The sequence below is a fragment of the Nitrospirae bacterium CG2_30_53_67 genome, assembly GCA_001873285.1.
GTDB lineage: Bacteria > CG2-30-53-67 > CG2-30-53-67 > CG2-30-53-67 > CG2-30-53-67 > CG2-30-53-67.
The window spans coordinates 1-22,010 of record MNYV01000035.1 but is presented as its reverse complement, the minus strand read 5'-3'; the positions used below and the strand labels follow the sequence as shown (position 1 = coordinate 22,010).

Genomic DNA, 22,010 nt, shown 5'->3' with positions numbered 1-22,010 from the left:
AATCAACCTTTGCGGGTTTGTAAAGCGCTTTTCTGAAACAAGAGACGGCCGCTGAACCGAGTCACGATGGCTGGAAGACCGTCAGGCTTGATTCAGAAAATCATAAGCCGGCCGTGCCGGTCGTAAATCCAGGGATGGATCAGAAGGGCCTTCTTCAAGATTGATTCTCTCTTCTCTTTGCCGTATGATAAACAGGTATTGCCGTGGGTATGAAATTCTACAATCCGAGATTGAAAGAAGGAGTGAAAAGGGAATGGGTAAGATAAGAAAACCGCATCCGGTCATGCTTTTTATCGGGATGCTCTCCTCGGATGTCGTCCTTATGGACGAAGCAGTCATGCTGCTTCAGACTGCGTTCGGCCCGATTCTTCATCAAACTTCGGATCTCTCCTGGAGGCACACCGATTATTATGTTGAAGAGCTGGGCGAAAATATCTTCCGGAGGTTTCTGTTTTTTCAAGACCTGATCCTGCCGGACAGGATCGCCGGCATCAAGGTCGAGACCAACCGGATCGAAGAACGGTATATGAGGAGAGTAGAGGGGAAGCCTCTCCGTCGGATCAATCTGGACCCCGGGTATCTCGACGCATCGAGGATTGTTCTGGCTACGACCAAGGATTTTTCCCACAGGATCTATCTGGCCCATGGGATCTATGCCGAGGTGACCCTGTGCTTTGTCCGGGGGAGCTTCCGCCCGTTTGATCATACCTATCCGGACTACCGTTCCGGGGAGACCCTGGAGATCTTTCACCGGATGCGGGAGCGGTTTGTTCAAAGATATAAAAAGAATGGGATTTGAGGGTGACGCTTATAGCTTCATAAGCTCCACGTCCCCCCAAACCCCCATGGATTCTCCTGCAATGATGAGCCCGCCCTGCACGCCGGGGATGGATGCAAGAAAATCGAGCCCCTTCTGGATATCCCGGGGGCTCTGCACGCGATTTCCGGCAGCCGTGGCGGCCGCATCGGCCAGGGCCGCAGACGAGGAGAGAACCGTGACGGCGTCACACTTCCCGAAGCTGAGGGAGTGCCCCACGGTCCCGGAGGAGGTACAGATCCCCAAAGGGGTTTGGTCATGTTTAATCCGGATTCCGATCCGGCGGCTGAAAGAGGAACGGCCTGCAAAGATGGAGACCGTCCGCTCCTCAGCGGACGCGAGGAAGATGTCCCCTCCGTTCTCCACGATCAGCTCTTTGGATTCCCTGAGAAGGTCCCTTCCCACAAATTCGGCAATGGCGCCGGCTACGGCGGCCATGGGGCCTACGCCCGCGGTCTTGCCGGCCGTGGCCATGACCTGAATCAGATCAAAGGCCTCCGGTTCCACGTCCAGGGGTTCAAGGGTAGTCAGGAATTCGGGATGATTCCGGATATAATGCTCGAGATGGCGGCGATATTGCCTGACGATTGAGAGGGCCGAGTCCTTAAGGTCGGAGTCGGCGGAGATCCAGAGGTCGGTCTCCTTGACCATCACATGGAACTGGACAAGGCCGGCGCCTTGCATGAAGCTGCGGTATGCCCTTTTCTCATAGGCCATTTGAAAGTTTCAACATCTCTTTGGCATGCTGTACCGTGGTCCGGGTCATCTCGATCCCGCCGAGCATCCGGGCGATCTCCTGAATCCTATCCTTGCTCTCGAGGCGGCGGGCCGTGACCCGGGTCCGTCCGTCCTGAACTTCTTTTGCAATATGGTAGTGGGTGTTTCCCTGACTGGCGATCTGGGGAAGGTGGGTAACGCAGATGACCTGGCGGTCCCGGGCCACAAAGGCAAGCCTTTTCCCGAGGACTTCCGCAATGCCCCCGCCGATACCGGAGTCGACTTCATCGAAAACCAGGATCCCGACCCGGTCCACGCCGGCGAGCACCGTCTTGATGGCCAGCATGATCCGAGAGAGTTCCCCGCCGGAGGCGATCCGGGAGAGCGCTTTGGGTTCCTCTCCCACATTGGGTGAGACCAGGAATTCCACCTGGTCCATGCCCTTTGAGGTGAGGGCCCGGCCTCGTGTATCCGCAGGATCTTCGGGCCTGGCCGGATATTTTTCCATCTGCGCCACAAACCGCGTCCCGGACATCCCCAGGACGGCGAGTTCCTTCTCCAGCGCGCGCTCCATGCTTCGAGCTGAGCTCCTGCGGGATTTCGAGAGATCTTCAGCCAGCTTTGCTGCGGCAGTGAGGGCCTTATTGCAGGCCTCATTCAAGAGAGAGTGGTCCGCCTCGTCTCCGGTCAGCCCCTTCAGATCCTCTTCCGCGGCCTGCCTGAATTGCAGGATCTCTTCGATGGTCGGGCCGTACTTACGTTTCAGGTGACGAAGGCCCTCCAGCCTCTCCTCTACGGCTGCGAGCCGGTCCGGGTCCGGTTCTATGCGGGAGAGATAGTCCCGGAGGGTACGCGCCATGTCCTCGATACGGTACTTTACCTCTTCCCCCTGCTTGGACAATGCCTCGATCCTCATATCGATGGAGGAGAGTTCGCTCAGGCTCCCTATGATCCGGCCGATCCGGTCCGAAACCGCGCCTTCTGATTCATAAAGCTCGGCATAGGCCCCCTGGGCCAGGGATGCGATCCGTTCCGTGTTCCTCAGCACCTGGATTTCCCGGATTAGGTCCTCTTCTTCGCCGGGTTCCGGATTGAAATCCATGATCTCCCTGATCTGGTACTGAAGAAAATCGATCCGGCGCGGGAGGTCCTTCCCTTCTCTCTCAAGACGATGCAGCTTTTCTTTAAGGCGGGTGAGTTCAAGGTAGACTTCTTTGTATTGCGACAATATGGGGGAAAGACCGCCGAACGCATCGAGGAGATCAATATGATGCTCCCGGTTCAGGAGGGAATGGTGTTCGTGCTGACCATGGATGTCCACGAGGTTCTCGCTGATCTGGGAAAGGATCCCGGCCGTGGCAGGATCCCCGTTCAGCGTGATCTTTGCTTTTCCGGATCGGCTGAGGTTCCGGTGGACCATGAGCTCTCCGTCCGGTATCTCGATGCCCAAGTCCCGGATCCGCTGGATCTGTTCGGGCTGTCCGCGCAGATCAAAGCAGGCGGTGATGCGGGCCTGCTCCTCTCCGGTCCGGATCATTTCAGGCGAGCCCCGTCCTCCCAGAATCAGGCCCAGGGCGCCCACGAGGATGGATTTCCCCGCCCCGGTGTCTCCGGTAATGATGTTCAGTCCGAGGTCGAATGTGAGTGAGATATCTTCTATGATGGCGAAATTCTGGATACGAAGATCACGGAGCATCCCTGTCCCCTCATAGAAGAATCTCGAGCAAGGCATCGATCCCGTCCACGCCGACGAGTTCCATGCCGAGGGCATCCACTTCGGAGAGTGAACGCTTGGGTAAAATGCAGCGCCTGAATCCGAGTTTGGCGGCCTCACGGATCCTGGCCTGGGGCCGGCTGACCGAACGGACTTCTCCTCCGAGACCGGTCTCTCCGAAAACAAGGGTCTTCTCTCCCATGGGGATCCCCCTGAAATTGGAGACCACGGCGGAGATGATTCCAAGCTCCGCGGCCGGTTCGGTCAGGGTGATCCCGCCCACCACATTGACGAAGACGTCCTGGCTGTTCAGGGGGATGCCGGCCCGCTTCTCCAGGACGGCGATCAGGAGATTCACCCGGTTCTTGTCCACTCCGGTGGTCATCCTCCTCGGAACGCCGAACTCCACGGGTGTGACCAGGGCCTGAAGCTCGACAAGGATCGGCCGGGTTCCCTCCATGCTGGCCACGACCACGGACCCGGGGACGGCGCTCTGGCGTTCTGCAAGAAACATCTCCGAAGGGTTCTTGACCTCTACAAGGCCTTGTTCCTTCATCTCGAAGACGCCGATCTCCTGAGTGGACCCGAAACGGTTTTTGATGGTTCGGATGATCCGGTAGGCATGTCCCTGGTCCCCCTCGAAATAGAGGACCGTATCCACGATATGCTCGAGGACCCTGGGCCCTGCAATGCTTCCGTCCTTGGTCACATGGCCGATCAGAAAGACTGAGATATCCTTTTGCTTGGCCATGCGGGTGAGGATGCCGGCGACCTCCCTAACCTGGCTGACAGAGCCCGGGGCGGACTGGATGGTGTCCGTGTAGACCGTCTGTACCGAATCGATAACGACCATGCCGGGGGAAAGGTCGGAGATGACCTGCATGACCCCCTCAAGACAGTTTTCGGATAAGAGCTTAAGTGAAGAGCGGTTGATGCCGAGACGGTCGGCTCGGATCTTCACCTGCCGGAGGGATTCTTCGGCCGTGACATATAGGATCTCCTGTCCCTGACGTGACAAGGAGTCGGCGATCTGAAGCAACAGGGTGGATTTTCCGATGCCGGGGTCGCCCCCGATCAGGGTCACCGAGCCCTGGACCAGCCCGCCCCCCAGGACGCGGTCCATTTCAGAAAGTCCGATCGGGATCCTCTCTTCCTGATCCTTGCTGACCTCACCGAGCGAGACCGGTTCGGGCCGGACATGATTTTTGGAAAAAGTTCCGGATGCCTCACGTTCTTCTATGAAACTGTTCCATTTGCCGCAGTCCGGACACCGGCCGATCCATTTGTAAGTCTGGTATCCGCAGGACTGGCAGGCGAAATAGCTCTTTATCTTGGTCATGATGGGGTTTTACTCTCTTCCGTGTTTAAGTTTAACCATGCAGAAATTGGAAATCAATATTTTTAAACATGAAACGTCAACCGGATCAGTTCTTGACCGGGAGGAGGCTCAAGAGATCCTTGATATCCTCGTCCTCGAACTGGATCCCCGCCCCGTAGAACAGGGAAGAGTCCTCGTTGTTCAGGAAGTTGTCATATCCGGCAGTCAGATAGAAAAATTTCAGGAAATTGTAATCGCCTCGGACCTTGGAATGGGGCCCGCCCCCGAAGCTGTTTTCTCCCTTCAGGTCCCAGACATCCAGATGGAGCGCTGCCTGATTGCCGAAGAAGGTATGATCGACCCCGAGACCGCCGGTAGTCTCCTCAAGGCCGATCCGGAAGGAGGTCTGGCCGAAACTCCTTCCGAACATCGCCGTGTACATCAACCTGTCCGAGGTCTTCTCCTCCAATACGGTCTGGGTCACGTCGGTCGGGTAGTAGGCCGACCCGGCGCCGGTTCCGGTATTGGTGATATGGGAGGTCGTCAAGGTTTGGGAAAAATCACCCTTGGACCCTTCAGGACTGACCAGCTCGAAAAGGTAGAACTTGTCTTTTCTGGGCTGCAGCTTGAGGGAGACGTATGCCTTGGAATCCTTGGCTTCAACAAGATCTTCATTGCGCAGCGACACGAAGGTCTTGTATTTTTTCTTGACGCCGAGAACGTCGTTGGCCGAGACCAGGGCATTGTTCAGGTTTCCCGAGATGTCGTCCTCATTGACCAGCCGCCCCAGTGTCCCTTTGCCTTCGTCCACTTTTCTGAAGATGCTGTCGATGGACTCGCTTGCCGTTCGGGCGTGGCTTACGGTTTTTCGGAAATCATCCCTGTTTTGCTTGACCGTCTGGTTCAGGTTCGCTGTGAGTTCGTCGATGTTTGCAAGAACGCGGTCAAAGCGTTCATTGTTCCGCTCCACAATACGGTTCAGGTTTCCGCTCAGGTCCCGAAAGTTCTGCACGATCTCACGCATCGAGAGTTCGCCTTCCTGGGTTCCCAGCGCCCCGCGGAGGGAAGAGGAGACGGCCTTGACGTCGTCCGCGATCGAGGAGAGCTTGCTGACCAGCTTCCCGATATCCTCGCTTCCCGGCGGCGCCATAAGGGTCTCCCCCTCCTTGATGGACTCCCCGGATTTGCCGAGCGAGATCTCCAGATACTTGTCGCCCAGGAGGCCGAGCGAGCGGATATAGGCCTTGGAGTCCCGGTCGATCGAGATCCCGGGATCAATCCTGGCAATGACATTGGCCTTCCCATCCTTGAGCTGAATGTCATAGACCTTGCCCACCTCCACACCGGCGATTTGGACCGAGGAATCCTTGCTCAGCCCGGCCGCGGAATCGAAGAGAAGATTGATCATCTTCCCCGATTTTTTCCCTACATGAATTTCCCCGACACGAAAAGACATATAGGTCAGGATCAGGATCCCCATGAATACGAAGAGGCCTACTTTGGCCTCGGCACTGAGTTTCATTTGGCGCTCCTTTCCATCAATTCTTTTTCAAGATCTTCAGTGATCGGGCCCACCGCGCTGCCCGCTATGAACTGGCGGACATAGGGATTCTCCGTGGCCTGGATCTCCGAGGGGGCGCCGATCTGCAGGATCTTCCCCCTGTAGAGCATGGCAATCCTGTCCGCTATCTTGTACGCACTGACCATGTCATGGGTGATGGCTACGGAGGTCACATTCAGCTTTTCCCGCATGTCGATGATCAGGTTGTTGATCATATCGGCGTTGATGGGGTCGAGGCCGGTGGTCGGTTCATCATACAGGAGGATCTGAGGTTCCATGGCGATGGCCCTGGCCAGACCCACCCGTTTCTGCATACCGCCGGAAAGTTCCGACGGGCGAAGGTCTTCCACATCATAGAGCCCGACCATGGCCAGCTTTTCACGGGCTTTTTCCCGGATCTCCTTGTTCGACAGGCGGGTATGCTGTTTCAGACCGAACCCCACGTTTTCCCATACGGACAGAGAGTCGAACAGGGCGGCCGCCTGAAAGAGCATCCCGAATTTTTTTCTCACCTGGTTCAGCTCATGTTCACTGACCTGAGCAATATCTTCTCCGGCCACGTAGATCCGCCCCGTGTCCGGACGGAGGATGCCGATGATGTGCTTGATCAGGACGCTCTTGCCGGATCCGCTCCCCCCGATAACGACCATGCTCTCACCTTCCTTGATCTCCAGGTCCACTCCCTGAAGCACATGGTTCTCGCCAAAGGATTTGCTCAACTCTACAATTTTAATCATGGCTTTTTAATTTCCAGCAGTCCGGGTTCTCCCCATCTCGGTTTTTTTCTTTCCCCTGCTCCGGACCGGATCAAAACAGGATGGCCGTCATGAAATAGTCCGAGATCAGGATCAGCATGGAGGAGATGACCACGGAACCCGTGGTGGCTTTTCCCACCCCTTCGGCTCCCCCCTGGGTGTAAAAACCTTTGTAGCAGCCGATCAGGGAGATGATCAGGCCGAAGACGGCGGCCTTCAAGAGGCCGCTGTAGATGTCGTTATACTCCAGGTAGTCCCAGGTCCTACGGAGATAAACCGTCTGATTCGCGTCCAGGATGGTCACGCTCACAAAGAGCCCCCCGTAGATTCCCACGATATCCGAAAGGACCGTCATGATCGGGAGCATCACCAGGCCGGCAATCAGCCGGGGAACGACCAGATATTTGATCGGATTGGTTGCCAGGGTGTAGAGGGCGTCAATCTGTTCGGTCACCCGCATGGTTCCGAGTTCCGCCGCCATGGCCGATCCGGCCCGGCCGGCGACGATCAATCCGGTCAGCACAGGTCCGAGTTCCCGGGTCATGGAGAGGGCCACTACCGTGCCGACCAGGCTTTCTGCATTAAAGCGCTGGAATCCGGTATGGGTCTGAAGGGCGAGGACCATCCCGGTAAAGGTGGCCGTGATCAGGACAACCGGGATCGAATGGACGCCGACCTCCAGCATCTGTTTAATGGTATTCTTGAAAAAGAAAGGGGGCTGGAAAGTCCAGACCAGGGCATTGAAGAAAAGCATGATCACCTTTCCGATCTCTTCAATGCCATTCAGGATCCAGCCGCCCAGGAGTTCCAGGAAGTCAGACACATAACCGGTCCCTTGACCTTTATTCTCCATGTTCACCTCTTCCGTAGACACGGGGGACCCTGCGGCCGATGCCGCAGAGGACCTCATAGGCAATGGTATTCCCCCATCGGGCGAGGTCCCATGCCGTGATTCGGTCTCCTTTGTCCTCTCCGATGAGGGTCGCCCGGCCTCCCAGGTTTGCCTCCGGGATATCGGTGACATCAATCAGGGTCATGTCCATGGTGACCCTCCCCACCACGGGGGCCCTTCTCCCGTTCACCAGGACCTCGGCCCGGTTGGAGAGGGATCGGGAATACCCGTCTGCATATCCCACGGCAAGGGTGGCGATGCGGCTCTTCCGCCGGGTGACGAAGGTGCGCCCATAGCTGAGCGGGGTTCCGGCCGGGACTTCCTTAAGGTGGATGATTCTGGTATTCCACGAGAGGACCGGCTGCAGGTCCACTTTGCCTGGAAACGAATCCGACGGCATATACCCATAGAGCATGATCCCCGGCCGTACCATATTGAAGAGCGCCGGCGGGAAACTCATGACGGCCGCGCTGTTGGAGATGTGCCGGAATGGAATCCGGATCCCGAGATCTGAAAGATGATCGAGAAGCGCCTGGAACTTCTTGAGCTGCCCTTCTGTAAAGGCCTTGTCCTCCAGGTCTGCATCGGCAAAATGGGAAATGATCCCCTCCACGTTCAGCCCCGGGAGTTGGGCGATCTTCGGAATGTCCTTCAGGGCCTCATCCGGGTTCAGCCCCAGGCGTCCCATGCCGGTGTCCACCTTGATCTGGACCGGGATCCCATGTCCCAGGCCCTGAACCATCCGGGAGAGTTCTTGGGCCCAGGGAAGATGGTAGAGAACCGGGGTGAGATTCCAATCCAAAAGCAGGCTATGCTCTTCAGGGAAGACCCCCCCTAAAACCGTGATGGATCCATCTATGCCGGCCTCCCTGAGTTTGATCCCTTCTTCTACGGTCGCCACACCGAAGAACCGGATCCCTTCCTCCTTCAGCGCCCGGCTGATTTCGACGGCGCCGTGCCCATAGGCGTCCGCCTTGACGACAGCAAGGATTGCTCTCTCAGGGCCCGCCAACCGCATGACCTGATGAAGATTATGCCGCAGGGCCTGCAGGTTGATTTCAGCTATAGTGGGACGTGGACTCGGCATAGTCCTTTTCCTGTTCCCGGGGGCTGTAGTTTTGAAACAGGGTATATTTCTTTTCAAAATGAAGGGGAACCATTCCTGTGGGTCCGTTTCTCTGTTTCCCGATAATGATTTCGGCCTTGCCCAGGTTGTCCTCGGTCTCTTTATAGACTTCATCCCGGTAGACAAATAGAATCACATCCGCATCCTGCTCGATGGCGCCCGATTCGCGAAGGTCCGAAAGCTGAGGTTTTTTATCCTGCCGGGTCTCCACGCCCCGGTTCAACTGGGACAGCGCGATGACCGGAATACGCAGTTCCTTGGCCAGGGCCTTGAGAGAACGGGAGATCTCGGAGATCTCCTGTTCACGCCGTTCCGAGGAGGTCTGCCCGCGCATCAGTTGCAGGTAGTCCACGATGATCAGAGAGATGCCGTGTTCCATGGTCAGTCTTCGGCTCTTGGCCCGCATCTCCAGCACGGAGATGGCCGGCGTATCATCGATAAAAATGGGCGCCTCGGAGAGTTCTCCCGCTGCCAGCGTCAACCTCGGCCAGTCGGATTTCGAAAGCTGGCCGGTGCGTAAACGGTGGGCGTCCACTTTTGCTTCTGCACAAAGCATGCGTAAGACCAACTGTTCCTTGGACATCTCCAGGGAAAAAATAGCCACGGGTTTTTTTGCCTTGATTGCCGCATACTGGGCGATGTTCAGACAAAGGGACGTCTTTCCCATGGATGGACGTCCTGCGACGACAATCAGGTCGGAGGGTTGGAATCCCGATGTCTTGATATCCAGATCCGTAAATCCGGTCGGAATGCCGGTGATCAGTTCCTGCTTCTCATAAAGGCGCTCGATGACCTCGAAACTGTCTTTAAGGATGCTGCGGATATCCACGAATCCCCTGCGGATGTTCTCGCCTGAGATTTCGAAGATCCGCTTTTCCGCGGACTCCAGCAGTTGTTCCACGCTCAACCCCTCACTGAATCCCTCTCGGACGATATCTGTGGCCACGTGGATTAATCTGCGGGCGATCGATTTCTGCTTGACGATACGGATGTAATGCAGGATGTTTGCCGCCGTAGGAACGACATCGGTCAGTTGGGAGAGATACGCCGTTCCGCCCACGCTATCCATGAGGTTCTTTCGTGAGAGGTGCTCCCGCAGGGTCACCAGGTCTATGGCCTCGCCGGCCATGTTCATCTGGGTCATGGCGGCGAAGATCTTCTGGTGGCCGGTCGTATAGAAATCGGCGCTGACGATCTGCTCCAGGGCCTTGTTCATGGCCGTGTTCTGAAGCAGGATCGACCCCAGCACCGCCTGTTCGGCCTCGATGTTCTGAGGAGGGACTTTCTCCAGGATTTCTCCGGATGGGAGCAAGGTTTGTTTCCTCACGAATTCATAAGTTTTTTTTGGGAAGCAGCCGGCGAATCTTTCCGATCAATTCATGGTTGAGACATCAAAAGAAGTCATTCCTTATCTTCTACGATCCAGACCTTCAGATTCGCAGTCACCTCCGTATGCAGTTTGATGGGGACACTATAGACTCCGAGTTGTTTGATCGGTTCTTCCAGAAGGATTTTCTTTTTGTCGACTTCGATCCCTTCTTCCTTCAAGGCATCTGCAATATGCAAGGTCGTGACGGAACCGAAGAGGCGGTCGTTTTCACCCACCTTTTGTGAGATCGTCACGGAAACGGATTCTATCCTCTGTGCAAGCGCCTCGGCCGACTTGACGGTCTTCATGATCCGGTCCTGCACCAGCTTCTTCTGATGTTCAAGCGCCTTGATATTACGCACCGTAGCCTCGCCGGCCTTTCCCTGAGGGATCAGATAGTTCCGTGCATAGCCGGGTTTGACCTGCACCATATCGCCGATCCTTCCAAGATTTTCAACATCCTCTCTGAGAATGACTTTCATGAATAACACCTCCAAAATAACGATAAAATTCTGATGAAATATATAATAGGGGTGAAGACGTGTCAAGGTCAAAACGTTTTGAAAAGACCTTGCGGGCGGACCTTTCAAGCGCCCCATTCAAAAATCATTGTGATATATCGGATTTTTGTGTTAACCTGAAAAAATTGAATCAGGAGCAGTGATGGCCCGCCCGTTATCCCTATCTTATATCCGGGTTCCTGCGGCTTTCGGAGCCGTGGGCGTTTTTTCCACGGGGAGAGGAATCTGCAGGATTACATTACAGGAAAGCACATTCCAGGATTTTTTAAACGAGGCCGTAAATGCGTTCCATATGACACCCGCGCGTGAATGTGACCCATTGCATGAGACGGCAAGAGAACTGGAGAACTACTTCCAAGGGAGAATCCGGCAGTTTCACTCAAAAATCGATCTGAACAGGATGACCCCTTTCCAGCAGCGGGTCCTGAACGCCTTGCGTGAGATCCCCTTCGGGGCGAAAAGAAGTTATCAATGGGTGGCGGAGCAGATCGGTCATCCCCAGGCATGCCGGGCCGTGGGTGCGGCCTGCGCGGCCAACCCGGTTCCCATCCTGATTCCATGCCATAGGGTGATTTCCAAGGATGGCGCCCTGGGCGGTTTCAGCGCAGGATTGAAGATCAAAAAATCTCTCCTGGACCTGGAGCGCCGCATCTGCGGGGATACCCGGTAAGAGATTCGGAGATATGGGATCATGAAGCTTGCGGATGAAGTGAAAAAAATGAAAGCTGCGCGATTTTCAGTTGCGGCAGCCATTTTCCTCTCTGTCTCCAAGGTTTCAACCGCCTTGATGCTCAACTCTCTGGGGATGCTCTCGTCAGGCGTGGATTCTCTGATGGACGTTCTTGTCTCGACGATCAATTTTATTTCCATGAAGCAATCGGTCCAGCCGGCCGATTCGGAACATCCATACGGTCATGGAAAGGTCGAGAACATCGCCTCTCTGTTTCAAGCCCTGTTCCTTGGGATCGCCGGATTACTCCTGATCGGAGAGGGCATCCGTGAGGCGCTTTACGTTCGCCGGGCCCCTGATTTCGGCGCGGGCATCCTGGTCATGATCTGCTCCAGTATCATCAGCTTTTGGGTGGGGAGGAGATTGGCAAGGATCGGCAAGGAGACCGATTCTCCGCTCCTGCAAGCCGATTCCTTTCATTTTGTCATGGATACCTACACCAACACCGGTGTAGTGATCGCCCTGATCCTCGCTCAACTGCAAGGGAGGATCATCTTCGACCAGATCATCGCGATCCTGATCGGGCTCTGGGTGATCTATTCGGCATTTAAGATTTTTCGTTCTTCCACGGATGCCCTCATGGACAAATATATACCCGAGGATATTCAACGAGAGATCAACAGAATTATTCTGAGCCACTCCCCGGAAATCATTGAATATCACAAGATGAGAACAAGGCGGTCAGGCTCCCTGAAACTGATCGACCTTCACCTGGTTACCTGCAAGGACAAAAACCTGGACGAGGCGCACAGGATTACGGACCATATTGAGAAGGAGATCGAGGCGCTCATCAAAAACTCTGATGTGGTCATCCATGTAGAGCCCTGTCACTTGGAATGCCCGGCCCGAAAGGAAGCATGCAAATTTTTGTATCATCCGGAATCCGGGGGGGGAATGAAACCCGCTTAATCCACGTCCACCAGGACCCCCTTGATTTTCTGGCCGTTAATAAAAGTCTTCTTTGAGCCCGGCTCTGTCAGAAAATGATTATGACCGCACATCAGACATTTATAAAAAAAAGGCTCGTCTGAAATTGAAAAATTACCCGTGCCATTGGATTCATACATGAGATTGGTCTTATACATTTTTGATGAACATTTTGGGCAGGTCATGTTTTTCTCCATATTCTATAAAGAGTCATAATACAATACAATACATATTACTAATATCATATTTGTATTATATGCATCTTATGGAATTTGTCAAGAGATTATTGAAGGTGGGAGAGGGTCCTTCTGTTTGAAGGGGTTCAAATCAAGAGGCGTAAAAAAAAGAGGGGCCTCACTTTTTTTGAGCCCCTCTTCATCAAACAATCGTTCTGAGCTTTGGGTTATTTTGGCTCAGTTTCTGGCATTCCCGGCATATTTTCCTGGGTGTTTTTCTCCATGGGCTGACCGGCCTCCGTGTCAGGATTGGCGGCGCCTGCAGGGGCCTCCTCGGCCGGCGGGGTTTCGGTCGCTACTCCACTGGGCTCTGTTTCGGGTGCTCCTGCGCTCGGCGGGGTTTCAGCCTGAGGGGCTACCTCTTCAGTGGGCGCGGGACCCGCTTCTTCAGCCTTCCCCATTTCGCCGGCCTTCTCCTCTTTGGCCGATCCTGTCTCCTCAACCGCCTGTCCAGCCTGCCCCATGACGTCTTGTGCCTGTTCTTCTGCTTTTTTGCACGAAGTCAGTCCAAAAAGACCGATCATAATAAACAAACTTACAGCCAAGGATAAAAAGAGTATGGATTTTTTCATCATGTATCACCTCCTTTCATAACAGAGTGTAAATAAAATTTTTTCCTCTGTTTTTAAGTCTGAGAATATACCACGTTTTTAAAGAATGTAAAGCACAAACTAAAAAATCTTCATTGAGGGATAACGATGCCGTGAGAAGATCATCCGGCGGCCGTGTTTATGGCCGCCGGAGAGGAGAAAAGTCTTGCGTCTTAAATATCAAAGTAAAGGTAAAACTCATAGGGATGAGGGCGAAGCCGGATGGCATCGATCTCGTTTTCCTGTTTGTAAGAGATCCAGGTGTCAATCACGTCCTGAGTAAAGACATCCCCCCTGAGAAGGTATTCGTGATCCTCTTCGAGCGACTCCAAGGCCGCATCAAGAGAGCCTGGAACCGACGGGACCCCGGCCAATTCCTCAGGCGCAAGGTCATAGATGTTTTTGTCGAGCGGGTCTCCCGGATCGATCTTGTTCTCTATTCCATCCAGACCGGCCATGAGCATGGCCGAAAAGGCCAGGTATGGGTTACAGGATGCATCGGGGAAGCGGACCTCAATCCTTTTGGCCTTGGGATTGGCAGAGTACATGGGAATTCGGATGGCGGCGCTTCGATTCCTGCATGAGTAAGCCAGGTTCACCGGCGCTTCGTATCCGGGCACCAGCCGTTTAAAAGAGTTGGTGGTGGGGTTGGTCAGGGCCACGAGGCTTGCCGCGTGCTTCAAGATCCCGCCGATGTAATGAAGGCCCATATCGCTCATGCCGCCGTACTTGTTGCCGGAGAAAAGGGGCTTACCATCTTTCCATATGGATTGATGGACATGCATGCCCGAACCGTTGTCACCGAAGATCGGCTTCGGCATAAAGGTGGCGGTCATGCCGTGTTTCCGCGCCACATTCTTGACCACATACTTGAAACCAAGGAGCTGATCCGCCATCCTGGACATGGGGGCATACTTCATGTCGATCTCGGCCTGCCCGGCTGTGGCGACTTCATGGTGCTGCGCCTCGATATCAATCCCCATCTGTTCGAGCACCAAGCTCATCTCTGTTCGGATGTCCTGATATTTATCCGTGGGGGGAACAGGGAAGTAACCCTCTTTGTTTCGGGGCTTGTAGCCGAGGTTGGGGGTTTCCTCCCGGCCGGAATTCCATATCCCTTCGTCGGAATCCAGAAAATAGTAACCGCAGTGCTGGTTCTGGTCGTAACGGATGTCATTGAAGATGAAGAACTCCGCCTCCGGACCGAAATAGGCCGTGTCCCCGATCCCTGTGGATTTGAGATAGGCCTCGGCCTTATGGGCGATGTATCTCGGATCTCTGGAATAGCGTTCCTTGGTGATCGGGTCCACGATGTTGCAGATCAAGATGAGCGTGGGTTGCTCGGTAAAGGGATCCATGATGGCCGTCTCAGAGTCCGGCAGGACCAGCATGTCCGAGGCATGGATGGCCTGCCATCCCCGGATACTGGACCCGTCAAATCCCAATCCCTCCTCAAATATGGAAAGCTCCAGTTTGCAGATGGGCACGGAAAAATGCTGCCATAATCCGGGGAAATCCATGAACCGAAGATCCACCATCTTTGCATTGTTCTTTTTGGCATACTCCAGAACCTTTTGTGGTGTCATTGCCGTTTTCCTTTCTGAGAGATAATTAAAATCTAAATTTATAGGGCCTCTTTGCCTTTTTCGCCTGTCCGGATGCGAACGACCTCCTCCACAGGGATCACGAAGATCTTCCCGTCACCGATTCTTCCGGTGTTCGCCGTCTGCCGGATGGTATCAACCACGCGTATCACCTGATCATCTTCCATGACGATTTCAATCTTGATCTTTGGAAGGAAGTCAACCACGTATTCTGCTCCACGATAGAGTTCCGTGTGACCTTTCTGCCGGCCGAATCCTTTGACTTCGCTGACCGTGATGCCTTGTATTCCGATCTCATTCAACGCGTCCTTAACCTCTTCCAGCTTGAAGGGCTTGATGATCGCTTCCACCTTTTTCATGTCCGTCTCCTTGTTTGATTCTTATTGGAATAAAACCGGATGAAGAGGTTAAAAAATATCACAGAACCTGTTTTTTTGTAAAGGCTTTATCACCTCCTCCAGCCGGGATTCTTCCACAAGAGATCATTCCCGCTCGTCTCCTGATCTTAGAACCCGCTTTGATCCAATCCAGTCTTGACGAATCAAAAAGCAGCATCCGTCCGACCCTCCATCCTATGGAGATACGGCTCAAAAACAACGGATCCCTTTTATTCGGTCTTTGCAACCCTGATGCCAACTCCCTCTGAATTACAGAAAAAACAACCATTTGAAATATCATAGGAAATCCGGCAGTTATGCCAGCTTCACGACATGGCCTATACGTGATGAGCTTATTTCTTAGTCACCCTGCCCGGTCTTACGGCAGCCTGTGGATAAATGGATCTGAAATTTTAAATAGTTATGAGGAAGCGCCGAGCTGCCTATCCATGATGCCCGAATATGGGAATGTGCTTAAAATTTATGCAGTGAGATCCTTGGAAGATAACCCCGATGCCGGTCACTCCTTCTTGATCAGGGAATTTTTGAACGGTTCAGGGATCTCTTTGAAAGAGATGCTCTTCATCTGCGCCTCTTCCTTTTTATCCTGGAACGCATTGGAAGTCAGTCCCTTGTAATGATAATAAACGGCATAGAGGCTTTCATCTTTGCCGGTCAGCACCTTGCCGGCGATAGGGACCATCTTGATGATATCGGTGGCCATGGAGAATGGCTGGGCCATGATATAACAGTCGATGTATGAATTGAGAAAATTATAGCTCCCTGCCGCCCCGACGTTGTATTTGACACGGATTGGGACCGCTGCGGTCAGCTTGTCCAGGGTCAGCCCCGATACATCGAATTTGTTGTATTGACTGATGTAAAAGTTCTCTGAATGAAATTTTCCATCATGGATGGTGAAATCCCCGCCCATGGTATCGTATTCAAGGATACGAAAGAGATCGTCTTTCCTCCCTGCCATGATCTCAACACGGTTGATGATCTCTTTGATGAGATTGAAGAGGTAATTACGTTCCCGTGTGGATCGGATCCTAAGATGCGCCCCGCCGGTCATTTGCCGGGATGTTTCTTCAAGGGACGGATAAAGATGGCCTTCCACCCGGATGAATCCGCTGATCTCGCCGGTATAGAAGGTGCGGTTGTCCGGGAAAAGCTGGAGGTACTTTTCGGCGCTCACCCCGGCGATCTGCGCCTCGGCCTGGAACCGCGGGATCTCTGCGGAAAGGAAGTCGATACCGGCCTTGCCCGTTGCTGTGCCCTCCAGTCCGGCTGTTGTGAAGGATGGGATCGTCAGCGCCCCGTCTTTCATGTCCAGGCCGGCCAGGAAGTTTTGCAGTTCATATTGTTTGTACCGGACCTTGTTCATGGTGAGATCGGCCTTGAATCGGGTTTTTTTCAAGGCCGCCCTGTCGGTCTTATGAAGGGCGCTTTCGGGGGAGAAGAATTCCTTTTCCAAGGGGGCCAGGTCCAGGTCAGGGAAAACGATCCGGAGCTCCGGTTCCGGTGAGCCCAACCTCGGGATCCTGAGGTCAAAAGAAAGGGGAACATCCCCCCATTCACATTGGACACCCCTGGCCGAGACCTCCTTGCCGGCAAAATGCAGGGTCCCGTCAATCTTGCGGAATGTCCAGGGGCTCATGCGGGGATGCGCCGAGACATGGTTCAGGAGAAGGTCTCCTTTCACGTCCACGGGGTCTTTATCTTTTGGCTTGTATGAAAGCGTGAGATCTCCTGACACATGGGAGTCCGGCGGATTGTCCGACAAAACGGGGAAGATCCCGGCAAGAGACTGCAATGAGATTCCCGCATTTTTGATGTCGAGTTTAATGGAAAGCCCGGCGCTCTCCTTGACACTCCCTGTAAAAAGGAGGGATTCCCCGCCAAGCCTCCATCCCCCCTTCTGAATGATCATCTCCTTCCCGTTTAGCACATGGCCGGTAAAACCTAAGCGGCTCCCGGTCCCGGCGGTCTTAGACATCCAGTCCGAGAGAGAAAAGGAGGTCTTGGTCAGGTCAAGACTGGTATCCATATTCATGTCGCTGGGGGTTCCGTCCAGCAGGAGGATGAGTTCAGGATTCCCATCCCTGATCTTCAGGATTCTCTGAAATATGGGAAACCATGAGGTCAGATCCTGTTCCGTGGGGATGGCAGAGATTTTCAGCCGGATAGAGGGGTCGTTGCTCCCGACCCTGGAGACCTTCCCTTGGATCAGGGTCGGGAGATTGCCGATCTTTGCCTTCAGGGAGAAGGGGAGGACTTCGTTCTCTTTGAAGGTCAGCCTTCCCTCGATCCCGGAGATGGCAAAAGGAGACAGGGGGAAAGCGAACCCCGCCCCAGTTAGGTCCATGGTTCCCTGGATTGAAAACGGCGTCTCCTTGTTTTTTGAAGAGCGCAGGCTGATCTGTACGCCGGCATACCCTATGGACTGACGGACGTGTGAGAAAGGGAGTGTATCGCGTATGGGTTCCGGTAATTGCAGAAGAAGAGTCTGGATCTCCTGGAGGTTCAGGCCTGCATCAATCTCAAGGTCCGTCTCCCTGGACCCGGTCCTGGAAAAAGTCCCGGTGATTTTATTGAAGCGGGAGTTCCCATACCCCCCGCTCAGGTCCAGGAATTGAACGGCATCCTGGTCCACGGAGATCTCCCCGTTGACCGGTGAGAGGGTCAGGATGTCTCCGCCCTGTTTCAAACCGAAATCATGAAAGGCGACCTTGATGGAGAAACGCTTTTCGTATCCTGCAAGACCTTCTCCGGCGGCTATCTCCTGGGCGGTCTCCGATGGCGGTTTGCCGGCTGCCGTGATCTCAAGTAAAGGAATATCCAGGCTTCCGGTTGAAGAGACATGCCTGATGGAGCGTGCTATTTTTTCAGGCAGGAGCCGGTCCGGAAGGTAACCCCGCACTCCTTCGAAGGAGAGATTCGATGCGTGCAGGGAAATCCCGTACCAGGGTTTTCCATTGAGATTCCCGGTCCAGATGCCATGCCCCCAGGCCGAGAGATCCCCCAGCCTGAGATCCAGGTGTTTGACGTTGACGATGCCTTCAGCGGTATGGAGGGAAAATTTCAGGAGGGCCTCTTTCCCCATGAGGGGATGGGAGGCATATTGAGGGACCACGAAATGAAAATGATTCATCGAGAGATCTCCGGATAGGTCGAGCCCGTGGTCCGGATGGATGATAAAATGTGCCTTCAGATCGGTCGTTCCTGAAATCTGCTGGAGATCGAGGAATTCACGCAGATAGGGCCTGGAGATTTCCGCCGGCATTCGGTAGAGGTCAAGGCCGGCATCAACCTTCACGCGTTTTAGGTCCAGTGTCCCGGCATCAGGCTCGATCTCTCCCTTGATGGAAAAGGAGTTCAGCTCGAGGAGCCTGTGCGGGAACCGCCCCTTGATCTTCAGTTGGACCGGGGCCCCTTCGGAGGGCCGTTTCAAGGAACCGTCAACTTCCTGAAGCACAAGATGAGGCCTTTTAGATGGATCCCGCCGGTCCAGAATCACGAGGGAGGCGTTCTTGAAAAAGATGCTTTTGATCGTCGTCTGCAGGTTAAGCGCCGGTTCGTGTTTTTTGACCCCTTCTTCGGAAGTTACGGGTGGGGCGGGGCTCATAAAGAGCCATCGTCCATGGTCGTCTCTCAGGATTTGGATCTCCGGGTGTTTCAGATAGACCTTGTAAGCAAGGGCCTGGCCGAAGAGAAGGGGAAAAATTTTCAGTTTGACCTCCAGGGATTCGGCCCTGATCCAGTCCGTGCCCGTCTTCAGGTCCGAGAGCCGGATGTTGCGCATCCGTATGGACGGGCGGGGAAAGACGCTCAGGCGCACATCCTCGATGGAGGTCCGCACGGAAAGCTTTTTTCCCATGGTTTGGGCGGCCCAGTTTGTGATCGTATTCCGGGGAAGTATCCGTTGAAGCGTAGTCTGAAGCGTGAAAAGGAAGAGAATCAGGACAGACGCCAGGATCAGGGGTAAAAGGATCTTTTTTTTAAGAATTTTTAAGACCATAGAGAACTGAATGCCCCTTCAACCCGATCCGTGAACATGGGCTGATCAACTTTGATGGACTCGTAAAAAGTCCACAAGTGGGACGGCACAGTAAAAAGCTCCGGATGCCAGGCGCGCGAATTCTGAGGAATGAGGCGTACTTAGAAGTACGCTGCAACGACGAAGAATGAAGCGCAACGCCGCAGACGGACTTTTTACGAAGCCGTCAACTTTGTATGACGTGTTCCTGCACGTCTCTTCAAAAGGCCGCAGGGTCCTTCTTATGATTCAATCTGCAGGAGGTACTCTAAACAACTGCAATATATTTGTCAATTATAGGATTTTCTTCTCTTCTCAGGGAGGGATAAAAAAAGGCGGCGTATGATTTTCGATACGCCGCCTTTTACGGTAATACCTTAAATACCTGATCTATTCCGCCGTATTGATCGATTCCGCAAGATCCTTGACCCTTTCCAGGTCGCTTGAAGTGCTGAGAGGATTCAGGATCACCGCCTCGATATCATCCACGGCCTCACCGACTGTATCCTCCACAACCGTTGGCGTATTCAGTACCGGGTCAATCAGTTCAAGCTGTGAAACACTCAGTAGATTGCCCTCACTCAATCCCGCAGCGATATTCAACAAAAGCGCGCCCAACTCCTGCTGCGCCTTCTGTAACATGGTCTTCTTACCTTTGGTGATCACGGCATCTTCCAACTGGGAGGATGAGTTATGAAACGCTCCCTTGTGTCTATTATCCACGGCAATTGCCGAAGACAGATACTGCCCGCGCTCCGCATCATGCGTCTTCCAATACCCCATGCTTCTGGCCGTAATCGGAGCCGGAGGGGCTGCAGGCGACCCATCCAGGAGGCCCATAGAGATGTTCGAATTACTGACCCCCGTGGGATCGCCGATGATATTCCCATAATTATCCCTCTGAAGCTCGGCCATGATCAGCATCCCGGCTATTGTCCCCCCATTCAGGGCCGTTCTCCACTCATCCACAAACCGGGACGGGTGGGTTGTGTCCGTGTTCAGGGCACTCATGACGAGGTTCAGCGTGGCGGGGTTTGTTGCGTCCAGATTCGGATTGAGGGCCACGGTCCCATCCGGGAAAATCGTCAGGGAGATACTGTTAACCGTGGCACTGATGTAGGTATAACTGTCCGAACCTTTGACCTCCAGCAGGCCATCAGTAAATGTCAGGCTTCCCGGTGAAACCCTTGTGGCCCCGGTCATGGTCACCGTTGCCCCGATGATACTCTCAATCCCCGGGGTATTGCCCTGGGCATAGCTTGTGTCCAGGTAATTAACCTGGCTGATGAAACTCAAAGAAAGTGATAGAGTGTTGTTGGCATCGGTCACCAGACGGCCGGTGATATTGGCACTTGGAAGTGAAGGGGTTGCATAGGCGCTCATTGACCCCGTAAGTAAAAAAAATATGGGCAAGAGCAAGAACGATTTTAGATTTCTGATTTGGCGCTTCATGGTTTGTCTTCCTCCTTTAGGTTATAATCGTTTTATAAAGCTAATGGGTATAAACCCTTCTATTCTATTTTTTTCTGCGCAGCAACAGCAGCCCGGCCACCCCCGACCCCAGCAGGACCAGACTGGACGGTTCAGGAATTACCGGCGGGGCCGTATAGGCGTTAAGTTTCCCCCCTATGCTTCCCGTACCGCTGGATAGAAAATTATTGGCATGTGGGTTACAAAAAGTCAGGTTTGGTGCAAAGGAGAACGAACTGACGCCGGAGAGTTCGCTTAGGTAAGCGGACCCGATGGTATTGAAAACAGAGATCCCGCTTACAGTGACAACAGCCTTTTGAGCAGACCCTTGCACGTAGAAATCAACCGGAAGGGCTAAGCTACCGGTCAGATAGGTATTCGTCCCGTCGGTAATTCTAAAAACACCGTCTCCCCCGGTCAGGGACTGGAACGGGTTTGCGGGGCTTCCATACGGGGTTGTCAGCATTCCCCCGATGTAGATGTAGGCACGATTGGTCACGATCGGGTCCGTTGAATTAACCCCACCGGCCCAGGTCTCCACGGCGGTGATGTCCATGGAATTTAGAGAGAGCGTGGAAGGATAGTATGTAGTATTACCTTTGTCTTTCTCCGAATAGGCCATGGTGAAAGAAAAAGCCCCACCGAAATCCGCTAACGGAATGGCTAACGCCTCGCCGGCCGATAAGAGAAAGGTCAATAAAAGAACCGGAAGTAATAGTAAGAGTTTTCTTGGCTTAAACATAAGTAATCCCCCTTGCTTTGTTTCAAAAAAATTTCAAAACAAAAATAGTTTTATTCGTATCCTTTTTTGAAAACGCTAAACCTTCATGCTTTTAGTGAGCAATTATCGTACCAACTTTCCCTACCGCAAAAATATTTTTTGTTTTTTTTAACTATCTGTTTTCCTTGAAGATATTTTCATGGGATCCAAGCTCCGTCCCCGGCATCAGGAACCGCTTAAAAATGAGTGTGAAAAGTTTTTCCACTTTTATGTAAATTTTTTCCACTTTTATGTAAAGTTTACAATTATGCGGATTTCAATATATAGGTTCTTCTCCCATTTAGTGGGTAAAAAAAGGGGTCAAGGATTCCAGGGTTCAAGGGGTCAAGTGTTTGTTTTCCAGTGACTTGATCAGTGCCTTGAGCATCCGCTCAACCTCCTCGATATCACTCTTAAGTCTTTTTGTTATTTTGTAAATCTCCAAGCATAATTGATATGACTGGGGCCTTTCCTTTAACTCCTTGTA

At 53.5% G+C, this 22,010-nt stretch carries 21 protein-coding genes; 5 read left to right on the top strand and 16 right to left on the bottom strand.

What is annotated here, in order from left to right; translation table 11 throughout:
- Window positions 1-253 precede the first annotated feature (253 nt).
- Window positions 254-799, top strand: a complete 546-nt coding sequence (locus AUK29_01955; protein ID OIP65835.1) for a hypothetical protein — start codon at window positions 254-256, stop codon at window positions 797-799.
- A gap of 9 nt (window positions 800-808) precedes the next feature.
- Here AUK29_01955 and AUK29_01950 read toward each other — a convergent pair whose 3' ends face one another.
- From AUK29_01950 to AUK29_01910, 9 genes are all read right to left on the bottom strand, one after another.
- On the bottom strand, window positions 809-1,534 hold the full coding sequence (locus tag AUK29_01950; GenBank protein ID OIP65834.1) for a hypothetical protein: 726 nt from the start codon (window positions 1,532-1,534) through the stop codon (window positions 809-811).
- Entirely contained in the window at window positions 1,524-3,230 is a 1,707-nt protein-coding gene (locus AUK29_01945) for a DNA repair protein RecN (GenBank protein ID OIP65833.1), read from the bottom strand. The genes AUK29_01950 and AUK29_01945 overlap by 11 nt, the downstream gene beginning before the upstream one ends.
- 10 nt (window positions 3,231-3,240) lie before the next feature.
- Window positions 3,241-4,587, bottom strand: coding sequence for a DNA repair protein RadA (locus tag AUK29_01940; GenBank protein ID OIP65832.1), 1,347 nt, complete (start codon window positions 4,585-4,587; stop codon window positions 3,241-3,243).
- A gap of 85 nt (window positions 4,588-4,672) precedes the next feature.
- Window positions 4,673-6,088 carry a hypothetical protein gene (locus tag AUK29_01935; GenBank protein ID OIP65831.1) on the bottom strand — a complete coding sequence of 472 codons (1,416 nt, stop codon included), beginning with the start codon at window positions 6,086-6,088 and terminating at the stop codon, window positions 4,673-4,675.
- A complete protein-coding gene (locus AUK29_01930) occupies window positions 6,085-6,864 on the bottom strand; it encodes an ABC transporter ATP-binding protein (GenBank protein ID OIP65830.1) in 780 nt (259 codons plus the stop codon). Before AUK29_01930 ends, AUK29_01935 begins: the two co-directional genes overlap by 4 nt.
- A 70-nt stretch (window positions 6,865-6,934) precedes the next feature.
- Window positions 6,935-7,669, bottom strand: a complete 735-nt coding sequence (locus AUK29_01925) for an ABC transporter permease (GenBank protein ID OIP65863.1) — start codon at window positions 7,667-7,669, stop codon at window positions 6,935-6,937.
- 55 nt (window positions 7,670-7,724) lie between these two features.
- A complete protein-coding gene (locus AUK29_01920) occupies window positions 7,725-8,861 on the bottom strand; it encodes an alanine racemase (protein ID OIP65829.1) in 1,137 nt (378 codons plus the stop codon).
- Entirely contained in the window at window positions 8,833-10,194 is a 1,362-nt protein-coding gene (locus AUK29_01915; GenBank protein OIP65862.1) for a replicative DNA helicase, read from the bottom strand. Before AUK29_01915 ends, AUK29_01920 begins: the two co-directional genes overlap by 29 nt.
- A 107-nt stretch (window positions 10,195-10,301) precedes the next feature.
- A complete protein-coding gene (locus AUK29_01910) occupies window positions 10,302-10,751 on the bottom strand; it encodes a 50S ribosomal protein L9 (protein OIP65861.1) in 450 nt (149 codons plus the stop codon).
- A 181-nt stretch (window positions 10,752-10,932) separates the two neighbouring features.
- Here AUK29_01910 and AUK29_01905 point away from each other — a divergent pair, with 181 nt between their 5' ends.
- Together AUK29_01905 and AUK29_01900 are read left to right on the top strand one after the other, a co-directional pair.
- Window positions 10,933-11,460 carry a hypothetical protein gene (locus AUK29_01905; GenBank protein OIP65828.1) on the top strand — a complete coding sequence of 176 codons (528 nt, stop codon included), beginning with the start codon at window positions 10,933-10,935 and terminating at the stop codon, window positions 11,458-11,460.
- Between the two features lie 21 nt (window positions 11,461-11,481).
- Entirely contained in the window at window positions 11,482-12,429 is a 948-nt protein-coding gene (locus AUK29_01900) for a hypothetical protein (protein OIP65827.1), read from the top strand.
- Here AUK29_01900 and AUK29_01895 read toward each other — a convergent pair.
- From AUK29_01895 to AUK29_01880, 4 genes are all read right to left on the bottom strand, one after another.
- Window positions 12,426-12,605, bottom strand: a complete 180-nt coding sequence (locus tag AUK29_01895) for a hypothetical protein (GenBank protein OIP65826.1) — start codon at window positions 12,603-12,605, stop codon at window positions 12,426-12,428. The genes AUK29_01900 and AUK29_01895 overlap by 4 nt on opposite strands.
- Before the next feature lie 245 nt (window positions 12,606-12,850).
- The gene (locus AUK29_01890) at window positions 12,851-13,258 is read right to left on the bottom strand and encodes a hypothetical protein (protein OIP65825.1); all 408 of its coding nucleotides are present in this window, start codon (window positions 13,256-13,258) and stop codon (window positions 12,851-12,853) included.
- Window positions 13,259-13,446: 188 nt separating this feature from the next.
- Window positions 13,447-14,859: a type I glutamate--ammonia ligase gene (locus tag AUK29_01885; protein ID OIP65824.1), complete on the bottom strand. Its 1,413-nt coding sequence runs from the start codon at window positions 14,857-14,859 to the stop codon at window positions 13,447-13,449.
- A 38-nt stretch (window positions 14,860-14,897) separates the two neighbouring features.
- Window positions 14,898-15,236: a transcriptional regulator gene (locus AUK29_01880; protein ID OIP65823.1), complete on the bottom strand. Its 339-nt coding sequence runs from the start codon at window positions 15,234-15,236 to the stop codon at window positions 14,898-14,900.
- 14 nt (window positions 15,237-15,250) lie between these two features.
- On the opposite strand from AUK29_01880, the gene AUK29_01875 reads away from it, so the two are divergent.
- Complete coding sequence (locus AUK29_01875) at window positions 15,251-15,523, top strand: hypothetical protein (GenBank protein OIP65822.1); 273 nt, start codon at window positions 15,251-15,253, stop codon at window positions 15,521-15,523.
- 251 nt (window positions 15,524-15,774) lie between these two features.
- Here AUK29_01875 and AUK29_01870 read toward each other — a convergent pair whose 3' ends face one another.
- Complete coding sequence (locus AUK29_01870; protein OIP65821.1) at window positions 15,775-19,275, bottom strand: hypothetical protein; 3,501 nt, start codon at window positions 19,273-19,275, stop codon at window positions 15,775-15,777.
- Window positions 19,276-19,441: 166 nt separating this feature from the next.
- Between AUK29_01870 and AUK29_01865 the strand changes: the two genes are divergently transcribed.
- Complete coding sequence (locus tag AUK29_01865) at window positions 19,442-19,639, top strand: hypothetical protein (GenBank protein ID OIP65820.1); 198 nt, start codon at window positions 19,442-19,444, stop codon at window positions 19,637-19,639.
- Window positions 19,640-19,683: 44 nt separating this feature from the next.
- On the opposite strand, the gene AUK29_01860 is transcribed toward AUK29_01865, so the two are convergent.
- Together AUK29_01860 and AUK29_01855 are read right to left on the bottom strand one after the other, a co-directional pair.
- Window positions 19,684-20,745 carry a hypothetical protein gene (locus AUK29_01860; GenBank protein ID OIP65819.1) on the bottom strand — a complete coding sequence of 354 codons (1,062 nt, stop codon included), beginning with the start codon at window positions 20,743-20,745 and terminating at the stop codon, window positions 19,684-19,686.
- Between the two features lie 64 nt (window positions 20,746-20,809).
- On the bottom strand, window positions 20,810-21,505 hold the full coding sequence (locus AUK29_01855) for a hypothetical protein (GenBank protein OIP65818.1): 696 nt from the start codon (window positions 21,503-21,505) through the stop codon (window positions 20,810-20,812).
- Window positions 21,506-22,010 lie beyond the last annotated feature (505 nt).

What these genes read in the sequence shown, in the direction of transcription:
- AUK29_01955 (OIP65835.1), top strand. Translation starts at nt 254, where the DNA reads ATGGGTAAGATAAGAAAACCGCATCCGGTCATGCTTTTTATCGGGATG.
- AUK29_01950 (OIP65834.1), bottom strand. Translation starts at nt 1,534, where the DNA reads ATGGCCTATGAGAAAAGGGCATACCGCAGCTTCATGCAAGGCGCCGGC.
- AUK29_01945 (OIP65833.1), bottom strand. Translation starts at nt 3,230, where the DNA reads ATGCTCCGTGATCTTCGTATCCAGAATTTCGCCATCATAGAAGATATC.
- AUK29_01940 (OIP65832.1), bottom strand. Translation starts at nt 4,587, where the DNA reads ATGACCAAGATAAAGAGCTATTTCGCCTGCCAGTCCTGCGGATACCAG.
- AUK29_01935 (OIP65831.1), bottom strand. Translation starts at nt 6,088, where the DNA reads ATGAAACTCAGTGCCGAGGCCAAAGTAGGCCTCTTCGTATTCATGGGG.
- AUK29_01930 (OIP65830.1), bottom strand. Translation starts at nt 6,864, where the DNA reads ATGATTAAAATTGTAGAGTTGAGCAAATCCTTTGGCGAGAACCATGTG.
- AUK29_01920 (OIP65829.1), bottom strand. Translation starts at nt 8,861, where the DNA reads ATGCCGAGTCCACGTCCCACTATAGCTGAAATCAACCTGCAGGCCCTG.
- AUK29_01910 (OIP65861.1), bottom strand. Translation starts at nt 10,751, where the DNA reads ATGAAAGTCATTCTCAGAGAGGATGTTGAAAATCTTGGAAGGATCGGC.
- AUK29_01905 (OIP65828.1), top strand. Translation starts at nt 10,933, where the DNA reads ATGGCCCGCCCGTTATCCCTATCTTATATCCGGGTTCCTGCGGCTTTC.
- AUK29_01900 (OIP65827.1), top strand. Translation starts at nt 11,482, where the DNA reads ATGAAGCTTGCGGATGAAGTGAAAAAAATGAAAGCTGCGCGATTTTCA.
- AUK29_01895 (OIP65826.1), bottom strand. Translation starts at nt 12,605, where the DNA reads ATGTATAAGACCAATCTCATGTATGAATCCAATGGCACGGGTAATTTT.
- AUK29_01890 (OIP65825.1), bottom strand. Translation starts at nt 13,258, where the DNA reads ATGATGAAAAAATCCATACTCTTTTTATCCTTGGCTGTAAGTTTGTTT.
- AUK29_01885 (OIP65824.1), bottom strand. Translation starts at nt 14,859, where the DNA reads ATGACACCACAAAAGGTTCTGGAGTATGCCAAAAAGAACAATGCAAAG.
- AUK29_01880 (OIP65823.1), bottom strand. Translation starts at nt 15,236, where the DNA reads ATGAAAAAGGTGGAAGCGATCATCAAGCCCTTCAAGCTGGAAGAGGTT.
- AUK29_01870 (OIP65821.1), bottom strand. Translation starts at nt 19,275, where the DNA reads ATGGTCTTAAAAATTCTTAAAAAAAAGATCCTTTTACCCCTGATCCTG.
- AUK29_01865 (OIP65820.1), top strand. Translation starts at nt 19,442, where the DNA reads ATGAAGCGCAACGCCGCAGACGGACTTTTTACGAAGCCGTCAACTTTG.
- AUK29_01860 (OIP65819.1), bottom strand. Translation starts at nt 20,745, where the DNA reads ATGAAGCGCCAAATCAGAAATCTAAAATCGTTCTTGCTCTTGCCCATA.
- AUK29_01855 (OIP65818.1), bottom strand. Translation starts at nt 21,505, where the DNA reads ATGTTTAAGCCAAGAAAACTCTTACTATTACTTCCGGTTCTTTTATTG.